Here is a 17,141-nt window from a genome sequence, read left to right on the forward strand (position 1 = left end):
GTCAGAAAGTCTGGAATACGCCGGCAAGCCGTGCTGCTACGGGGCGGTCGTGGGCTCTACTGGGCGGGCTGGTGCTCGACCGAGAACGGTCTGTTCTGCACCACGACGCGGCCCGGGTGGCTGTCCGGCACCACGAAGCCCTTGAGCGCTTCGAGCAGCTTCTCGGGGTCTTCGATGGGCAGCTCGGCCAGTTGGTGCGGGGTCAGGTTCCACCACTGGCTGGCCAGCAGGCCGTCAATGATGTGCTGGTCGAAACGATAACGCTGCACCTTGGCCGGTGACCCCACCACGATGGCGTAGGGCGGCACGTCCTTGGTAATGAGTGACTGCGCGCCAATCACCGCGCCGGTACCGATGGTCACGCCTTCCAGAATCAGGACATCCATGCCGATCCATACATCGTGGCCGATCACGGTCTGGCCCACTTCCTCATGGGCCTGTGCAACCCCTGCCTGGCTCTGGCGCAGGCCAACCAGCCCACTGTGGGAACTGAGCCAGTCCAGCGGATGGGATTTGCGATTCTGACCGATGGTCACATTGCGCGCGATGGAACAGTAGCGGCCAATGCTGGCGACGTTCTGCAATTCGGTGCCGCTGACGATATCGGTATATGCGCCGATGCTCAGGCAAGCGGAGTTGATCTTGACCTGGTGCAGCTTGACCCCATGCTCCAGGGTCAGCTCCATCTTGCGTCGCAGCCCCTTGATCCCACTGTCCAGACGGCATTTGTTGTGGGCCAGAGCGCGCTTGAGCTGACGGTCCAGAAGCATGCGGCGAAAGAAATTCATAGGGGCGGTCTGCAACTTGCGAAGAGGAAGGCGCGATAACGTCGCGATGGTGTATTTTATGTTGATAACGGTTCGCAATGGTGCCACGTTTCGGGGCACCCGGTAAATCAGAGCTCGCGTCATGGACAAATACTCGAACGGCGAAGCCCACCTCACCCATTCCGACCGGGACTGGGTAGTGCGGGCCAAACCCTTGCCGCAGATGGAGCGGATCGAGGCGTATTTCCATGGACACGGTTTCGAGATGCATCGCCACGACACCTACGCCATTGGCCATACGCTGTCCGGGGTGCAGAGCTTCCGGTACGGCAAGGAAATGGTCAATAACCTGCCGGGCCAGACCATGGTCCTGCACCCCGACGAGCCCCACGACGGCCACGCCGGGACCGAAGACGGCTTCCGCTATCGCATGTTCTACCTGGAGCCTGCGATGATCCAGCAGGTGCTCGGCGGCAAGCCGCTGCCGTTCATCAAGGGGGGAGTATCGAGCGATCCGCGGCTGTTCCGGGCCACACAGACCTTGCTGCGGGACTTGCAGACCTCACTGGATCCGCTGGAACTGGATGATGCCGTCTACGACATCGCCATCGCCCTGCAAACCGCGGCGGGCGTGCGCAAGGGCAGGCAGCGCGTGGATTTTCCGGCCGCCGAGCGTGCGCGTGAGCTGCTGATGGCAAGCCTGGAGCAGGGCGTGACCCTGGACGAACTGGAACAGGCCAGCGACACCGACCGCTGGCGCCTGTCCCGGGATTTTCGCGCCCTGTTCGGCACCAGCCCCCATCGCTACCTCACGCTGCGCCGGCTGGACCTGGTGCGCCACTCGATCTCCTGCGGCATGTCACTGACCGACGCCTCGGTCATGGCCGGATTCGCTGATCAGAGCCACATGACCCGACACTTCGTCAAAACTTTCGGTTACCCGCCGGGCAAGTGGTTGAAGATGTTGGGTATGCGGGATTGACCACTCTCAGCTCATCAACGCCATCTGCGTAGCAGCACGGCTTGCCGGCGGGGCGGTGTTGCAGACAACCCTGCGTCGCCAGGCACGACGCCCCCGCCGGCAGGCCGTGCTGCTACAGGGCCCCCGGCATCAACACCGCAATCAACGCCCTGACCACCCCCGGCAGCGCGTCCAGTTCCCTTACCAGAATGCTCCGTTCGCGCACCGCCCATGGTTCGTCCAGCTCGATGGTCACCAGTTTCATGGTGCGGCTGTGACGCGAGGCGGCCGACTCGGGAATGATGCCGATCCCGACACCCGCTTCCACCATCCGGCAGATGGCCTCGAAGCTCGACACCTGAATGCGCAGCGACAGGTTCTGTCCCAGTCTTTCGACGTGATCGCGCAGGAAACTCAACAGCGTGCTGCCTTCGTGCAGGCCGATGTGCTGGAAAGCCAGGGTCTGCTTGAGGGTGACCTTCTTCTGCGCGGCCAGTTCATGGCCTGCGGGCACCGTGAGCACCAGGCGGTCGGTGCTGAAGTGCATCACCTGCAAACCCGCCGCTTCCACGGGCCCGGCGATGATGCCCATGTCGGTGCTGCCGTCGAGCACGCCGCGCACGATGTCCCGTGACAACCGCTCTTGCAGGTCCACTGTGACGCCCGGGCGCTGGGCCAGAAAGCCTGCCAGCACCTCGGGCAGGAATTCGGTCACGGCGGTGGTGTTGGCGAAGATGCGGATGTGCCCGGCTGAATCGGTGCCGTAGTGGGTGAACTCGCTTTTCAGGTAATCGACCTGGCTCATGATCAGCCGGGCGTGCTTGAGCAGGCGCTGGCCGGCCGGGGTCAGTTCCACGCCACGGCTGTCGCGGTACAGCAGACGGGTGTCGAGTTGGCCTTCCAGGGCCTTGATCCTGGCGCTGGCGGCGGCAGGGGACAGGAAGGCGCGGCGGGCGCCCTGGGTCAGGCTCGGGGATTCGCCGATGTGAATGAAGAGGCGCAAGTCAGCCAGGTCGAAGTGCATGGTTGAATCCGAACGTTGCGAATACTGAGGGCCGTTCAGCATACATGAACGCCGGTATACGCAAATGCAAATTCACAGAATGCCGGACACATTCCATGATCGCCTCATAACAACAACCGCAGAGGGTTATCCCTTATGAGTTCGACAGATTCGCCGGTGGATTTCAGCGCCTGGATCGGACGCACCGAAGAGGCTCAAGACCATCTGAGCCACAACCTGATCAAGCGCATTGCCGCCACCTTTGGCGAGCCGCTGCCAGCTGAAGGCGATGCATTGCCGCCGCTGTGGCAGTGGTGTTTCTTCCAGGAACCGGTGTTCGAAAGCCAACTGGGCAGTGACGGCCATCCGGCCCGCGGCGGTTTTCTTCCGCCTGCCGACAACCGCAACCGGATGTGGGCCGGAGGCCGCGTCGAATTCATCCAGCCGCTGAAAGTCGGTGCCGACGCCCATCGCCTGTCGACCATCTTGCATATCGAAGAGAAGCACGGCCGCACCGGCTCCTTGCTGTTCGTCACGCTGCGCCACGATTACTCGCAAGACGGCGAGCTGTGCGTGCGTGAAGAACAGGACATCGTCTACCGCGAACCCAATCCGCCCAAGCTCACCAGCGGCGAGGCGCCAGACATGGGCGACTGGAGCGAAACCATCGAGCCGACGCCGACCCTGTTGTTCCGCTACTCGGCCGTGACCTTCAACGGCCATCGCATCCATTACGACTACCCCTACGTCACCGAAACCGAAGGTTATCCGGGGCTGGTGGTGCACGGGCCGATGATCGCCACTTTCAATCTGCGGGCCTTCATCCGCGCCAACCCTTCCAGACGAGTGCGCCATTTCGCCTATCGCGGCGTGCGCCCGCTGAACGTGCCGACGCCGTTTCGCGTGGGTGGGCGCATCACCGAGCCAGGCACGGCGCAGTTGTGGGCCGGTAACGAAGCCGGTGTGGCCCAGAGCGCCGAAGTGCGTTTCGACTGACTTCTCTTCTTTTACAGAGCCGGCCGCGCATTCGCCGCGCCGCTGCCAGATGCGAGCACACACCATGAGTCCATACGACAACGAAGATCTCAATGCCATCCGTGAAGGCGTGCGCGCCCTGTGCGCCGAATTTCCTGCCGAATACTGGCGCAAGATCGATGAAGAAAAGGGCTTCCCCGAAGCCTTCGTCAAGGCGCTGACCGATGCCGGCTGGCTGTCGGCGATGATCCCCACCGAGTACGGCGGCTCGGGGCTGGGCCTGGCCGAAGCCTCGGTGATTCTCGAAGAAGTGAACGCCTGCGGCGGCAACTCCGGCACCGTGCACGGCCAGATGTACAACATGTTCACCCTGCTGCGTCACGGCAGCGACGCGCAGAAAAGCTACTACCTGCCAAAACTCGCCAGCGGCGAATTGCGCCTGCAATCGATGGGCGTGACCGAGCCGACCACCGGCACCGACACCACCAAGATCAAGACCACCGCCGTCAAGCAGGGCGACAAGTACATCATCAACGGCCAGAAGGTCTGGATCTCGCGCATCCAGCATTCGGACCTGATGATCCTGCTGGCGCGCACCACGCCGCTGGCCGAGGTGAAGAAGAAATCCGAAGGCATGTCGATCTTCCTGGTCGACCTGCGCGAAGCCATCGGCAACGGCCTGACCGTGCAGCCGATTGCCAACATGGTCAATCACGAAACCAACGAGCTGTTCTTCGACAACCTCGAATTGCCCGCTGACAGCCTGATCGGCGAAGAGGGCAAGGGCTTCAAGTACATCCTCGACGGCCTGAACGCCGAGCGCACGCTGATCGCCGCCGAGTGCATCGGCGATGGCCGCTGGTTCGTGGAAAAGGCCAGCGCTTATGCCCGCGACCGCGTGGTGTTTGGTCGCCCCATCGGGCAGAACCAGGGCGTGCAGTTCCCGATTGCCGAAGCGCACATCGAAATCGAAGCGGCGGACCTGATGCGCTGGCGCGCCTGCGAGGAATACGACAGCGGCAAGAATGCCGGCGCCGCAGCCAACATGGCCAAGTACCTGGCGGCCAAGGCCTCGTGGGAAGCGGCCAACGCCTGCCTGCAGACCCACGGCGGTTTCGGCTTTGCCAACGAATACGACGTGGAGCGCAAATTCCGCGAGACCCGCCTGTACCAGGTCGCGCCGATCTCCACCAACCTGATTCTTTCCTACGTCGCCGAGCACCTGCTCGAACTGCCACGCAGCTTCTGAGGACATCCCGATGAGTCATACCCAGGCAAGCCACACTCAGGTATTAGCGGGCTTCCTCGCCGAGCTGAAATACGAGCAGATTCCAGGCCACGTGCTGGACCGTACCGAAGACCTGTTCCTGGACTGGATCGGCTCGGCGCTGGCCAGCAAGGGCGCGCGGCCGATCCCGATTTTCGAGCGCTATGCCGAGCGCATGGGCCCGGCTGACGGCAAGGCCAAGGTGCTGACCAGCGACCGCCGCACCTCGGCGTACTTCGCGGCGTTGGTCAACGGCGCCGCTTCCCATCTGGTCGAGCAGGACGATCTGCACAACAGCTCCGTGCTGCACCCGGCCACCGTGGTGTTTTCGGCGGTGCTGGCGGCGGCGCAGGACCTGGGCAAATCCGGGCAGGATCTGCTGCTGGCGTCGGTCGCAGGTTACGAGGCGGGCATTCGTATCGGCGAGTTCATGGGCCGTTCGCATTACCGCATCTTCCACACCACCGCGACCGTCGGCACCCTCGCTGCAGCCGTGGCGGTGGGCAAGTTGCTGGACTTCAATCAGGAGCAGTTCATCAACCTGCTGGGCAGCGCCGGCACTCAAGCGGCGGGCCTGTGGGAATTCCTGCGTGACGCGGCCGATTCCAAACAGCTGCACACCGCCAAGGCCGCGGCCGACGGCTTGCTCGCCGCCTACATGACCGAGGACGGCCTGACCGGCGCGCGCAACATTCTTGAAGGCGACCAGGGCATGGCGGCGGGGATGTCCACCGACAGCGATCCGAAGTGGCTGTCCGACCGTCTGGGCACGCGCTGGGCGCTGGTGGAAACCTCGTTCAAGTTCCACGCCTCGTGCCGCCACACTCACCCGGCCGCCGATGCGCTGTTGCACCTGATGCAGCGCGAAGGCTTGCAGCACGACCAGATTGCCAAGGTGGTGACCCGTGTTCACCAGGGTGCAATTGACGTGCTGGGCCGGGTCGATGTGCCGCAGACGGTGCACCAGGCCAAGTTCTCGATGGGCGCGGTGCTGGGCCTGATCGCCGTGCATGGCAGCGCGCAGTTGATCGAATTCCGCGACCTGGCCCTGACCGACGCCGCCGTCGCAGCGTTCCGCGAGAAGGTCACGATGGAGCTGGACCCGGAAGTGGATGGCGCCTACCCGGCGCGCTGGCTGGGCCGGGTGATCGTCACCACCACCGACGGACGCACCCTGAGCGCGGCCATCGACGAGCCCAAGGGCGACCCGGGCAACACCCTGTCGCGGCCAGAGCTGGAAGCCAAGGTTCAGCGCCTGCTGGCGTTCTCCGGCGCACGCACGGTGGAGCAGGGCAAGGCGTTGATCGAGCGGGTCTGGCAACTGCGCGATGCGCGGGAATTGGGCGATCTGATTTAAGGCATACGCCGAACCTGTAGGAGTGAGCTTGCTCGCGATAGCGGTATGCCTGTGCCAGAGGTAGTGACTGACACAACGCATCGCGAGCAAGCTCACTCCTACAGGGATGCGTGAGAGGTGGAAAAACATGACTCAACAAAACCCCCGTCCCCTGGACGGCATCACCGTGATCAGCCTGGAACACGCCATTGCGGCGCCATTCTGCACGCGGCAACTGGCGGACCTTGGTGCCCGTGTGATCAAGATCGAACGCCCCGGCACCGGTGACTTCGCCCGTGGCTACGACCAGCGCGTCGATGGCCTGGCCTCGCACTTCGTCTGGACCAATCGCTCCAAGGAAAGCCTGACCCTGGACCTCAAGCAGGACGTGGCCGGCGATATCCTTGAGTCGCTGCTGGCCAAGGCCGACGTACTGGTGCAGAACCTGGCGCCGGGTGCTGCGGCGCGCATGGGCCTGTCGTTCGAAACCCTGCACCAACGCTTCCCGCGGCTGATCGTCTGCGATGTGTCCGGTTATGGCGAAGGCGGCCCGTACGAGAAGAAAAAAGCCTATGACCTGCTGATCCAGAGCGAGGGCGGCTTTCTTTCGGTCACTGGCGGACCGGGGGAGAACGAAATGGCCAAGGCCGGTTGCTCCATCGCCGACATCGCCGCCGGCATGTACGCCTACACCGGCATCCTTTCGGCGCTGCTGCTGCGGGACAAGACCGGGGAGGGCAGCCGCATCGATGTGAGCATGCTGGAAAGCCTGGTGGAGTGGATGGGCTATCCGATGTACTACGCCTACAACGGCGCGCCGCAACCGCCACGGGCCGGGGCGTCGCACTCGACGATCTACCCCTACGGGCCGTTTCCCACCGGCGGTGGTGGCACCATCATGCTGGGCCTGCAGAACGAGCGCGAATGGGCGCTGTTCTGCGAGAAGGTGTTGCTGGACAAGGCGCTGGCCACCGACGAGCGTTTTTCGGCCAACTTCAAGCGTTCGGAAAACCGCGAGGTGCTGCGGCAGATCATCGTCGACGGCTTTGCCGCGTTGAGCCTGGATGAGGTGGTGGCGCGTCTTGAGGACGCGCAGATCGCCAACGCACGGGTCAACGACATGCACGGCGTGTGGGACCACCCGCAACTCAAGGCCCGCGACAGCTGGCGCGAAGTGGACAGCCCGTCGGGGCCCTTGCCGTCGCTGCTGCCGCCTGGCCGCAACGCCGCCTTCACCCCGCGCATGGATGGCGTGCCGGGGCTGGGGCAGCACACGCAGAGCATCCTCGGCGAGCTGGGTTTTTCCGCCGAGGAGCAGGCGCGGATGAGTGCCGCCGGCGTGGTTTAAGGGCCGACGGAATTGCTCCCAGCCCCTGCACTCTGTGGGAGCGGGCTTGCCCGCGAAGAGGCCAGTGCAGGCGCCCCATCTTTGGTGTCTGGTGATCGGCCTTCGCGGGCAAGCCCGCTCCCACAGAGTCGGGTGGTGCTCTGACATTGATTCATGACCAAGGAATTTTTCAACCATGCCCCAACCCACCATCCGCTCCGCGCTGTTCGTCCCCGGCAGCCGACCCGAGCGTTTCGCCAAGGCGCTGGCTGCTGGCGCCGATGCGGTGATCGTCGATTTCGAGGATGCCGTCGAAGAGCCGCTCAAGCGCCAGGCGCGGGATCATCTGGCGGCGTTTCTGCAGGCCAACCCACAGGCGTCGGTCTGGGTGCGGGTCAATGCGCCGGATCATGCCGAGCATGGCGCTGACCTGGCGTTCTGCAAACAACACGCGGGCGTGGCCGGCGTGCTGCTGCCCAAGGTTGAAAGTGCCGCCCATGTGGCGGCGGTGTGGGCCACCGGCAAGCCGGTATTGCCCATCATCGAAAGCGCCAAGGGCCTTCTGGCGTTGCAGGAAATTGCCCATGCACCGGGTGTCGAGCGCTTGTCGTTCGGCGGCCTGGACCTGGCGCTGGACCTGAACCTCAACACCGGCACCGCCTCGGCGCAGATGTTCCTCGATCAGGCGCGCATGTCGGTGCAACTGCATTCCCGAGGGGCGGACCTGCTGCCGCCGCTGGACGGCGTACACCCGGCCATCGGCGATCCCGACGGCCTGCACCGGGTCATCCGCCATGCCCACGACATGGGCTACGGCGGCGCGCTGTGCATTCATCCGGCGCAGGTGCCGATGATCCACGCCGCGCTGGCGCCCAGTGTCGAGGATCTGGGCTGGGCCCGGCGGGTGGTGGACGCCAGTGCCGCAGCCGGCGGCGCAGGTGCCTTCCAGCTGGACGGGCAGATGGTCGATGCTCCGGTGCTGTTGCGGGCGCAGCGATTGCTGGCCATGAGCGCGAGATGAGGCCCGTCCGCCATATGGCGTTCGGCTATGACGAATGCCGGCTTACATAAAAGCTGATTCTCTAAACACATCATGTTGGGCATGGTTAGGGTGCACAACGCTCAAGCAGTACCGATTGCTCCTACAAAAAATACGCTCCTACAAAAATAAAAAGGTGATATCGATGTTGAAGCTGACCAAGGCGCTGTTCTGCGCCGCTGCAGTCTCCGTGGCCGGTATGGCGCACGCTGACCCCGTCGTCATCAAGTTTGCCCACGTGGTGGCGGAGAACACGCCTAAAGGCCAGGGCGCCTTGATATTCCAGAAAATGGTCGCCGCCGACCCGGCCTTGAAAGACAAGGTCAAGGTCGAGGTGTACCCCAACTCTTCGCTGTTCGGTGACGGCAAGGAAATGGAAGCCCTGCTGCTCGGCGACGTACAGATGCTGGCGCCGTCGCTGGCCAAGTTCGAGCAGTACACCAAGAAAACCCAGATCTACGACCTGCCGTTCCTGTTCAATGATCTGGCCGCCGTTGACCGTTTCCAGCAGGGCCCCCAAGGCAAGGCGCTGCTGACCTCGATGGACGACAAGGGTATTCACGGCCTGGCTTACTGGCACAACGGCTTGAAGCAGCTGTCATCGAACAAGAAGATGGTCGAGCCCAAGGACGCCCGCGGCCTGAAGTTCCGCGTACAGGCTTCAAGCGTGCTGGAAGCGCAGTTCGTGGCGCTGCATGCCAACCCGCGCAAGATGAGCTTCGCCGAGGTGTACCAGGGCCTGCAGACCGGCACCGTCAACGGTACCGAGAACACCTGGTCGAACTATGAGAGCCAGAAGGTCAACGAGGTGCAGCCGTACTTCACCGAGTCCAACCACGGCCTGATCGACTACATGGTCATCACCAACTCCAAGTTCTGGAACGGCCTGGCGCCTGATGTGCGCGACGAGCTGCAAAAGATCATGGATCAGGTGACGGTCGAGGTGAACAAACAGGCCGAAGCCCTGAACCAGACCGCCAAGCAGAAGATCATCGATTCCAAGACCAGCGAGATCGTGACCCTCACCCCCGAGCAGCGCGCCAAGTGGCGTGAAGTGATGAAGCCGGTCTGGGACAAGTTCTCCGAAGAAATCGGCCCGGACCTGATCAAGGCTGCGGACGATGCCAACCAGGCGTCTGTCGTCGCCCGATAAGACCGCTTCATCCAGGCAGTGATGTCTGCGTGGCCGCCGGGCTCCCGGTGGCCGCTCTCTCGACGTTCGGAGAATTCTTATGCAATCGCTGACGCGACTCTGGGAGCACCTGGAGGAGGGCATGATCGCCTTTCTGCTGGCTGCCATGACGCTGGTGACTTTCGTCTACGTGGCGCTGAACAACATCTACACGCTGTTTTACACCCTCAGCGACCAGTGGGCGGTCAGCAGTGATTTTTTCGCAGGGATCGGCGATCACTTGATGGGTTATGCCCAGGGCATGACCTGGAGCGTCGCCCTGACCAAGGCCTTGTTCGGCTGGCTGATTTTCTTCGGTATCTCCTACGGCGTGCGCACTGCCGGGCACCTTGGGGTCGATGCGCTGGTGAAAAAGACCAGCAAACCGGTGCAGCGGATTCTCGCGATGCTCGCCTGCGCCTGCTGCCTGGCCTACGGCGCGCTGTTCCTGATCGCCAGTTACAAATGGGTGTCGGCGCTGTTCGTGGCCGGGATCGGCGCTGAAGACCTGGACCGTTATGGCGTCAAGGTCGCCTACATCACCGTCATCGTGCCCATTGGCTTCGCGCTGGTGATCGCCCGTTATCTGGAAATTCTCTACCGCATCTGGACCCACCGGCAGACGGGCCTTGGGCTGGCCGATGAGGCAGCAGAAGCCAGCAAACTGGCCAACCCTAACGAGGAGCAACACTGATGACCGTTCTTTGTCTGTTCCTCCTGCTGTTCGTGTTCATGTTCCTGGGCGTGCCCATTGCGATTTCGCTGGGCCTGTCCGGTGCGGTATCGATCCTGCTGTTCAGCCAGGACTCATTGAGTTCGCTGGCGATCAAGCTGTTCGAAACATCCGACAGCTACACCTTTCTGGCGATTCCGTTCTTCCTGCTGTCCGGCGCCTTCATGACCACAGGTGGCGTGGCGCAGCGCTTGATCGACTTTGCCAACGCCTGTGTGGGCCACATTCGCGGCGGCCTGGCGATTGCGGCAGTGCTGGCTTGCATGTTGTTCGCGGCGTTGTCTGGCTCTTCGCCTGCCACGGTGGCGGCGGTGGGTTCGATTGCCGTGGCTGGCATGGTGCGTTCGGGTTACCCGAAGGAATTCGGCGCCGGGATCATCTGTAACGCCGGTACCCTGGGCATCCTGATTCCGCCGTCGATCGTGATGGTGGTGTACTCGGCGGCCACCGAGACTTCGGTGGGCAAGCTGTTCATCGCAGGCGTAGTGCCGGGAATCCTGCTGGGCGTGATCCTGATGGTGGTGATCTACATCGTCGCTCGGGTCAAGAAGCTGCCAGCGCAACCACGGGTGTCGTTCCGCGAGTGGCTGTCCACCGCGCGACGGGCATTCTGGGGCCTGCTGTTGCTGGTGATCATCCTGGGCGGCATCTACAGCGGCATGTTCACCCCTACCGAAGCTGCGGCCGTGGCGGCGGTGTATTCGGCGTTCATCGCGCTGTTCGTGTACCGGGACATGCGCATTCGCGATTGCCCCAAGGTGCTGCTGGAGTCCGGGCGACTGAGCATCATGCTGATGTTCATCATCGCCAACGCCATGCTGTTCGCCCACGTGCTGACCACCGAACAGATCCCGCAGCAGATCACCAACTGGGTGATTTCCGAAGGGCTGACGCCAATCGGCTTCCTGATCATGGTCAATGTGGTGTTGCTGGTGGCGGGCAGTTTCATGGAGCCTTCGGCCATCGTGCTGATCCTGGCGCCGATCTTTTTCCCGATTGCCACCAAGCTTGGGATCGACCCGATTCACCTGGGCATCGTGATGGTGGTGAACATGGAAATCGGCCTGGTTCACCCACCCGTGGGGCTGAACCTGTTCGTGACCTCGGCGGTGACCGGCCTGACCCTGGGGCAGACGATCCGCGCGGCGCTGCCGTGGTTGTCTATCCTGTTGTTGTTCCTGATTCTGGTGACGTACGTGCCGTTCATCTCGCTGGCCCTGCCGAACTGGCTGGGCATGCCATGACGGCGTGAGTCATTGACCGAACTGTGAGCGCAGTGCCTTGGCCCTCGTCGACTTTGAGTCTTCGGGGGCTTTTTTCATCCCATTGTGCCGATTCCCCCCGTAGCAGCACGGCTTGCCGGCGGGGGCGTCGTGTCAGGCAATGCAGAGGTGTCTGATACACCGCCCCCGCCGGCAAGCCGTGCTGCTACGGTGCGTGGTGTTCGGGCCGGTCAATCGGCGAAATCAGGCGCGTGCCGCGCCAGGATCCGTTTCACGCTTTCCAGATGCAATCGCGCACTTTCGGCATCCTCCTCACCCATCTGCCGGGCCGTGCGCAACAGCACCTGCGGCTCGAGGGCTTTCAACGCTCGCCCGCTGCTCATCGCCTTGAGTTGCACTTCGGCCGCACGTTCCAGGTAGTAGAGATCGTCCCAGGCCTGGGCGATGCTATGACCGGTCACCATCACCCCGTGATTCTTCAGAAACAGAATATCCGCCCCGCCCATCGACGCCGCGATGCGGTCGCCTTCGCAGTTATCCAGCGCCAGCCCGTTGTAGTCCTCGTCCACCGCCACCCGGCCATGAAACTTCAGGGCTGTCTGCCCGGCCCACACCAGCGGTTCGCCTTCGAGCATCGCCAGCGCCGTGGCATTGGGCATGTGTGTGTGAAACGCCGCAATGGCGCCCGGCTTGTTCAGGTGCAGCCGGGCATGGATATAGAACGCCGTCGCTTCGGGCTTGCCATCGCCTGCAATCACATTGCCGTCAAAGTCGCAGATCAACAGGCTCGACGCCGTGATCTCCTCGAAGCTCAAGCCATAGGGATTCACCAGAAACAGCTCGGGATGCCCTGGCACCAGCGCCGAAAAGTGATTGCAGATGCCCTCGCTCAAGCCCAGCCGCGCCGCCATGCGCAGGCTGGCGGCGAGGTCCAGCCGGGCGGCGGCGATCTGCGGGCTGTCCAGGTTCGTGTAGTGCCGGTCGTTGCGCGCAGCGCTGCGCAGATCGTGTGCCATGGAGCTCTCCTTATTCGTTCGCCCAACCCTTGCCGCGAATGTAGTCGGGCACCTGGGCCAGGTTCGTCAGCGTCGCGTCAGGAGTGTAGTCGGGCAAGGGTCTGCGGCGAGTGCCGCGGTCGATCCACACGCAACGAAAGCCCAGGTCCCGGGCCACTGTCAGGTCCAGATGGGGGCTGGCGCAGATGTGCAGCACCTCGTCCAGATCCACATCCAATTGCTCATGGGCATGCCGGAACAGGCGGTGATCGGGCTTGTAGGCTTGCGCCTGTTGCGCAGTGATCACGCGGTCGATATGGCCGCCAAGCTGGGCCACGTTGCCCTTGATGATGTCGTCATCGGTGTTGGACACGATGCACAGCTTGAAGCCCTGGGCCTTGAGCCACTTCAGGGTCTCGGGCACTTCAGGGAAGGGCGGCATCTGGCCGATCCGGCGAATCAGGCTCTCGGCGTCGTCAGGCTCGCAGGGCAGGCCGAGTTCTTCCAGGGTCAGGGCCATCGACTGGCGGGAAATGTCGGCGAACGAATGGTGGGGTGGCGTCTGTTCCAGGCGGTGTTCGTGACGGTCGTAGATCTCGATGAAACGGTCGGCATCCAGTGCGGGATTGCCTTTGCGCGCCAGCAATTGACGCACGCAGTCGAGCAGGCCTTCGTCCCATTGAATCAGGGTGCCGTAGCAGTCGAAGGTCAGCCAGCGGGGGCGGGGAGTGGTCATGGTCGGCTCCAGATCGAAGTGTTGTGAGGCCACTCTAGACGTTCGTGGTTTTGATCGTAAAATTAAATTAAGATCAAAAAATAAGTTGTATTTCGAATTAAGAGGGCGAACGCCATGTTTGATCTGGAACTGCTGCGCACGTTCGTCAGCGTGGTCGATTCAGGCGGCTTTACCAAGGCTGGCGAGCGGGTCAACCGCACCCAGTCCACAGTCAGCCAGCAAATCCGCAAACTGGAGGAGACGCTTGGGCGCCCTCTGTTGCTGCGACAGCGGGCGAGCAAGCACATCGAGCTGACCGAAGACGGCGAGCGCCTGATCGGTTATGCCCGGCGGCTGGTAGCCTTGGCGCTGGAAGCCCACAGCGTGCTGTGTGGCGATGGCGAGGTTGGCGTGGTCAAGCTGGGCGTGCCCGAGGATTTCGACGTGCAGCGCCTCATGGCCTTGCTGTCCGGCTTTGCCCGGGAGCATCCGCGCATTCGACTGGACACCGTCAACGGCCTGAGCGTCGATCTGCATCAGCGCCTGGAAAACCGCGAGATCGATTTGGCGCTGGTCAAGCGTGATCGCGGCAGCAAGCAGGAACCGGCACTGGCCAGTTGGCCTGAACAGGTCAACTGGGTGGCGGGGTGCCAGATGGACGTCATCGACGATCCTGTGCCGTTGGTGGTTTACCCTCAGGGCTGCATCTATCGAAACCGCATCGTGCACGCCCTGGAGTCGTCCGGGCGGCGCTGGCGCGTGGCGTTTGCCAGCCAGAGTCTGGTGGGCATTCAGGCGGCAGTGTCTGCTGGGCTGGGGATCAGCCTGCTGCCTGCGTCGGCCATGTTGGTCGATCATCGTTTGCTGGGCGTGGAGGAAGGGTTTGCGGCGGTGCCGCCCAGCGAGCTGGCGCTGGTGGCGGCCAACCGGATGCTGACCGATGTGCAGCGCACCCTGGTCGAGTACATGAAGGGGCAGATGACAGGCAATTGATACAGGCAAAAAAAAATCCGCGCAGGCCCAGAACATCAGGGCACCACGCGGATCGTCTACGACTCGGTCAGTGCATGAAAAGTGCGATCAGGATAATCACCGGGATCGGCACACCCAGGAACCACAGCAGTAATGAGCGCATGATGTTTCTCCTTGATCAGCGAAGGGTAGAAGTGCTGGCGTAAGCACGGGTTTCAACGTAGGTCACGGCGTCACGGCGACGGCCACCCCAGATGGCGGCGAGGCTGGCGACGAAGGCACCGCAGAGCAGGGCGACGAAGGTCCACAGCGCGGTCATGGCGGCAACCTTGGCTGCAGTCTCGGCGGCTTGTTGGGCTTTGAGTTTGGCGTCAGCCACGGCCTGCTTGGCCTGACCGTAAACCTGATCGACACGGGCCTGGGCGTCGGCCTGGCTCAGGTTGGTACGTTGCGAAACCAGTTGGGCCAGGTAGTTGCGGTCTTCGGTTGCCAACTGACCATCGTTGGCCAGGGTCTTGGCGAAGATACGCACCACCACGCCGCGCGCTGCGTCATCGCTGACGGCTGCAGGGCGGTCGTCGCGGAACAGGCTGTCGACGAAGTAGCCATATTGATCGGAGCTGGTGTTACCGGCTGCACTGCCGGCTGCAACCGCTGCGGTCCCGGCAACGCCTGCTACCGCACTGGCACCGGCCTTGACACCGCTGCCGACGATGCCGCTGACCGAGCCCACGACCAGCACAGCGGTCACCAGGGTTGCGATTGCCCAGGACAGGAAGCCATGAGCGGTGTCGCGGAAATACACTTCATCGCCATGCATGTTCGACCACTTCACCCGCAGCCGACCGGCCAGATAGCCACCAAGGCCCGAAGCGATGATTTGCGTCAGCGCCAGCCAGATCACCGTGGAAATGCCCAGTGTCTTGGCGCTGGCCCCTTCACTGGCCCACGGCGACATCGCTGAGAAGCCCAGCCCGGAGCCCAGCAGTACCAGAATCAACGATAAGGCAGCGGCGCCCGCGGCGCCGGCAAAGATGGCAGCCCAGGACACGCCTGATGCTGTGGAGGGTTCTTCTACGTCGGCAGGATAGGAATCAGGGGAAACGTTCATCGTGTGCTGCTCCATGCGAATAGGTGTTGCAGGAGCTAATGCACCGGCTGTGCCAGTGGTTGAAATAAGAAATTGCAATATAAATCAGTAAGTTAACTGATGGGGTATGCAGTCCTGTTCATGCAATTTGCATGACAGGCCAAGGTTGCGGTGGCGTTCTGCCCGGTTTGTAGAAGTTCAGCCCGATCAAGGGATTGCACGATGTTTTTCGCGTTGATCGAGACCCGCTAGAAATATTCTGGCACTCATTTTCTGAAGGGTTGTCCTGTGCAGTCCGCTCCTGCGGACTTTCTGAACGCAGAACCGCAACATATATATGCATTACCCGCCTTTAGGCTAATGTCCCGGTGCCAGCGCATGACCTATAGTTTGCGCACGGCCCACCGATCTTCGAGAGGTTTACCACCATGTTCGTGCACCGCCCCCTGGAAGAAAAAGACATCCCGGCCGTCTGCGACATGCCTCAGAGCATCGACGAGCTTTTCTACATGTTCCCCAAGGCCACCTTTCCGCTCACCCCTGCGCAGCTGAAAGATGCGATTGAACAGCGCTCCGACAACACAGTTATTGAACTGGACGGGGTAGTGGTCGGCTTCGCCAACTTTTCCCGCTTCGACTTCCGGGGCCGCTGCTCGATGGGCAACGTCATCATCGCGCCCCATGCCCGCGCCAAGGGCGTTGGCAGGTACATGATCGGTTGCATGATGGAACTGGCCTTCGGCAAACATGAGGCCAAGGAACTGACCGCCTCCTGCTTCAACCACAACGTGCCGGGCCTGTTGTTCTACCCCAAACTCGGCTTCAAACCCTTCGCCATCGAAGAACGCCAGGACAAGAAAGGCGCTCGCGTGGCATTGGTTCACCTGCGCCTGCCCCGCGAATAACTTCCACGAATTGCCACTCGTCGGTCAGCCTTACAGTGGCCGACGAGCGGTTCAATGTCTTTTGCGCCAATTCCGGGCCTGTTCAGCCTCCCCACTGCTGACCCTCGAACGAATCCGCTCGTTTTTTCCACTGGTTACTGCTGATGAATCGTTTTTTCGAAACGAGAAGACAGTTAACCGGCGCCACAATTCACTGTTTTTCAGCTGTTTGCTTCCGGTTTGGGCCAGGCGTATAACTTGGCTTATTCGCCAATAACCATGAGGTTCTTGAGACGAATCGAGCGATGGCATCCCCACGCAAGTGGGTTACTGGGTGTTGGCGAGTGACTGTTACAAGTTATGACAGGAGTCGCCTCGGGAGGATATAACTAATGATTGCATGTACGCTTTCCAACCTTGAACTACGCAGCATAATTGAAAGTGCGTTTCTGCCGATGCGTTGCAACTGCACCGTGATGAGTGACTCCATGACGGTCGAAGTGATTGACCCGCTCACCGAGCGCGTAGAGCTGCTGGCCAGCGGTATTGCGCTGGAGCGGCTGGACAATAGCCGCGCCCTGTGCGAACTGATCGGCGAATTGCGCGCCGACCTGAACAATTCGCGCTACCAGCAGCGACATGCGCTGGCAGGCTGAATGACGCGATGTGTTTTACGTATACCA

17 protein-coding genes are annotated in these 17,141 nt (G+C 62.2%); 12 read left to right on the forward strand and 5 right to left on the reverse strand.

All coding sequences use genetic code 11. From position 1 onward, the window contains the following. Positions 1 to 56: 56 nt before the first annotated feature. Complete coding sequence (locus NPS29_RS07995) at positions 57 to 788, reverse strand: CatB-related O-acetyltransferase (RefSeq protein WP_274131836.1); 732 nt, start codon at positions 786 to 788, stop codon at positions 57 to 59. Positions 789 to 909: 121 nt separating this feature from the next. Here NPS29_RS07995 and NPS29_RS08000 point away from each other — a divergent pair, with 121 nt between their 5' ends. Beyond that, positions 910 to 1,749: an AraC family transcriptional regulator gene (locus NPS29_RS08000; protein WP_274131837.1), complete on the forward strand. Its 840-nt coding sequence runs from the start codon at positions 910 to 912 to the stop codon at positions 1,747 to 1,749. Positions 1,750 to 1,861: 112 nt separating this feature from the next. Here NPS29_RS08000 and NPS29_RS08005 read toward each other — a convergent pair whose 3' ends face one another. Beyond that, positions 1,862 to 2,752 carry a LysR family transcriptional regulator gene (locus tag NPS29_RS08005; RefSeq protein WP_274131838.1) on the reverse strand — a complete coding sequence of 297 codons (891 nt, stop codon included), beginning with the start codon at positions 2,750 to 2,752 and terminating at the stop codon, positions 1,862 to 1,864. A gap of 135 nt (positions 2,753 to 2,887) precedes the next feature. On the opposite strand from NPS29_RS08005, the gene NPS29_RS08010 reads away from it, so the two are divergent. The 8 genes from NPS29_RS08010 (at position 2,888) to dctM (ending at position 11,823) form a co-directional block, all read left to right on the forward strand. Continuing rightward, positions 2,888 to 3,727, forward strand: coding sequence for an FAS1-like dehydratase domain-containing protein (locus NPS29_RS08010; RefSeq protein ID WP_274131839.1), 840 nt, complete (start codon positions 2,888 to 2,890; stop codon positions 3,725 to 3,727). Between the two features lie 64 nt (positions 3,728 to 3,791). Further along, entirely contained in the window at positions 3,792 to 4,955 is a 1,164-nt protein-coding gene (locus tag NPS29_RS08015; RefSeq protein ID WP_274131841.1) for an acyl-CoA dehydrogenase family protein, read from the forward strand. Positions 4,956 to 4,965: 10 nt separating this feature from the next. Next, the gene (locus tag NPS29_RS08020; protein ID WP_274131842.1) at positions 4,966 to 6,330 is read left to right on the forward strand and encodes an MmgE/PrpD family protein; all 1,365 of its coding nucleotides are present in this window, start codon (positions 4,966 to 4,968) and stop codon (positions 6,328 to 6,330) included. A gap of 127 nt (positions 6,331 to 6,457) precedes the next feature. Next, positions 6,458 to 7,657 carry a CaiB/BaiF CoA transferase family protein gene (locus NPS29_RS08025; RefSeq protein WP_274131843.1) on the forward strand — a complete coding sequence of 400 codons (1,200 nt, stop codon included), beginning with the start codon at positions 6,458 to 6,460 and terminating at the stop codon, positions 7,655 to 7,657. A gap of 175 nt (positions 7,658 to 7,832) precedes the next feature. Then, on the forward strand, positions 7,833 to 8,657 hold the full coding sequence (locus NPS29_RS08030; protein WP_274131844.1) for an HpcH/HpaI aldolase/citrate lyase family protein: 825 nt from the start codon (positions 7,833 to 7,835) through the stop codon (positions 8,655 to 8,657). 163 nt (positions 8,658 to 8,820) lie between these two features. Continuing rightward, a complete protein-coding gene (locus NPS29_RS08035; protein ID WP_274131845.1) occupies positions 8,821 to 9,828 on the forward strand; it encodes a TRAP transporter substrate-binding protein in 1,008 nt (335 codons plus the stop codon). A 79-nt stretch (positions 9,829 to 9,907) separates the two neighbouring features. Next, complete coding sequence (locus tag NPS29_RS08040; protein ID WP_274131848.1) at positions 9,908 to 10,540, forward strand: TRAP transporter small permease; 633 nt, start codon at positions 9,908 to 9,910, stop codon at positions 10,538 to 10,540. Further along, on the forward strand, positions 10,540 to 11,823 hold the full coding sequence (gene dctM / locus NPS29_RS08045; protein ID WP_274131849.1) for a C4-dicarboxylate TRAP transporter large permease protein DctM: 1,284 nt from the start codon (positions 10,540 to 10,542) through the stop codon (positions 11,821 to 11,823). The genes NPS29_RS08040 and dctM overlap by 1 nt, the downstream gene beginning before the upstream one ends. 209 nt (positions 11,824 to 12,032) lie before the next feature. Here dctM and NPS29_RS08050 read toward each other — a convergent pair whose 3' ends face one another. Together NPS29_RS08050 and NPS29_RS08055 are read right to left on the reverse strand one after the other, a co-directional pair. Next, complete coding sequence (locus NPS29_RS08050) at positions 12,033 to 12,818, reverse strand: aldolase (RefSeq protein WP_274131851.1); 786 nt, start codon at positions 12,816 to 12,818, stop codon at positions 12,033 to 12,035. 10 nt (positions 12,819 to 12,828) lie between these two features. Then, positions 12,829 to 13,533, reverse strand: a complete 705-nt coding sequence (locus NPS29_RS08055; protein ID WP_274131853.1) for a haloacid dehalogenase type II — start codon at positions 13,531 to 13,533, stop codon at positions 12,829 to 12,831. Between the two features lie 114 nt (positions 13,534 to 13,647). Here NPS29_RS08055 and NPS29_RS08060 point away from each other — a divergent pair, with 114 nt between their 5' ends. Beyond that, positions 13,648 to 14,505, forward strand: coding sequence for a LysR substrate-binding domain-containing protein (locus NPS29_RS08060; protein WP_274131854.1), 858 nt, complete (start codon positions 13,648 to 13,650; stop codon positions 14,503 to 14,505). Positions 14,506 to 14,662: 157 nt separating this feature from the next. Here NPS29_RS08060 and NPS29_RS08065 read toward each other — a convergent pair whose 3' ends face one another. Beyond that, a complete protein-coding gene (locus NPS29_RS08065) occupies positions 14,663 to 15,595 on the reverse strand; it encodes a hypothetical protein (RefSeq protein ID WP_274131856.1) in 933 nt (310 codons plus the stop codon). A 407-nt stretch (positions 15,596 to 16,002) separates the two neighbouring features. Between NPS29_RS08065 and NPS29_RS08070 the strand changes: the two genes are divergently transcribed. Then, on the forward strand, positions 16,003 to 16,479 hold the full coding sequence (locus NPS29_RS08070) for a GNAT family N-acetyltransferase (protein WP_274131858.1): 477 nt from the start codon (positions 16,003 to 16,005) through the stop codon (positions 16,477 to 16,479). Between the two features lie 371 nt (positions 16,480 to 16,850). After that, on the forward strand, positions 16,851 to 17,114 hold the full coding sequence (locus NPS29_RS08075) for a DUF1652 domain-containing protein (protein ID WP_274131860.1): 264 nt from the start codon (positions 16,851 to 16,853) through the stop codon (positions 17,112 to 17,114). Positions 17,115 to 17,141 lie beyond the last annotated feature (27 nt).

The organism is Pseudomonas putida, assembly GCF_028682175.1.
Taxonomy (GTDB): Bacteria; Pseudomonadota; Gammaproteobacteria; order Pseudomonadales; family Pseudomonadaceae; genus Aquipseudomonas; species Aquipseudomonas putida_AD.

Excerpts from the sequence above, each read along its gene's own strand:
- NPS29_RS08040 (WP_274131848.1), top strand. The coding sequence starts at position 9,908 with ATGCAATCGCTGACGCGACTCTGGGAGCACCTGGAGGAGGGCATGATC.
- dctM (WP_274131849.1), top strand. The coding sequence starts at position 10,540 with ATGACCGTTCTTTGTCTGTTCCTCCTGCTGTTCGTGTTCATGTTCCTG.
- NPS29_RS08055 (WP_274131853.1), bottom strand. The coding sequence starts at position 13,533 with ATGACCACTCCCCGCCCCCGCTGGCTGACCTTCGACTGCTACGGCACC.
- NPS29_RS08005 (WP_274131838.1), bottom strand. The coding sequence starts at position 2,752 with ATGCACTTCGACCTGGCTGACTTGCGCCTCTTCATTCACATCGGCGAA.
- NPS29_RS08035 (WP_274131845.1), top strand. The coding sequence starts at position 8,821 with ATGTTGAAGCTGACCAAGGCGCTGTTCTGCGCCGCTGCAGTCTCCGTG.
- NPS29_RS08070 (WP_274131858.1), top strand. The coding sequence starts at position 16,003 with ATGTTCGTGCACCGCCCCCTGGAAGAAAAAGACATCCCGGCCGTCTGC.
- NPS29_RS07995 (WP_274131836.1), bottom strand. The coding sequence starts at position 788 with ATGAATTTCTTTCGCCGCATGCTTCTGGACCGTCAGCTCAAGCGCGCT.
- NPS29_RS08065 (WP_274131856.1), bottom strand. The coding sequence starts at position 15,595 with ATGAACGTTTCCCCTGATTCCTATCCTGCCGACGTAGAAGAACCCTCC.
- NPS29_RS08050 (WP_274131851.1), bottom strand. The coding sequence starts at position 12,818 with ATGGCACACGATCTGCGCAGCGCTGCGCGCAACGACCGGCACTACACG.
- NPS29_RS08015 (WP_274131841.1), top strand. The coding sequence starts at position 3,792 with ATGAGTCCATACGACAACGAAGATCTCAATGCCATCCGTGAAGGCGTG.
- NPS29_RS08025 (WP_274131843.1), top strand. The coding sequence starts at position 6,458 with ATGACTCAACAAAACCCCCGTCCCCTGGACGGCATCACCGTGATCAGC.
- NPS29_RS08010 (WP_274131839.1), top strand. The coding sequence starts at position 2,888 with ATGAGTTCGACAGATTCGCCGGTGGATTTCAGCGCCTGGATCGGACGC.
- NPS29_RS08030 (WP_274131844.1), top strand. The coding sequence starts at position 7,833 with ATGCCCCAACCCACCATCCGCTCCGCGCTGTTCGTCCCCGGCAGCCGA.
- NPS29_RS08000 (WP_274131837.1), top strand. The coding sequence starts at position 910 with ATGGACAAATACTCGAACGGCGAAGCCCACCTCACCCATTCCGACCGG.
- NPS29_RS08060 (WP_274131854.1), top strand. The coding sequence starts at position 13,648 with ATGTTTGATCTGGAACTGCTGCGCACGTTCGTCAGCGTGGTCGATTCA.
- NPS29_RS08075 (WP_274131860.1), top strand. The coding sequence starts at position 16,851 with ATGATTGCATGTACGCTTTCCAACCTTGAACTACGCAGCATAATTGAA.
- NPS29_RS08020 (WP_274131842.1), top strand. The coding sequence starts at position 4,966 with ATGAGTCATACCCAGGCAAGCCACACTCAGGTATTAGCGGGCTTCCTC.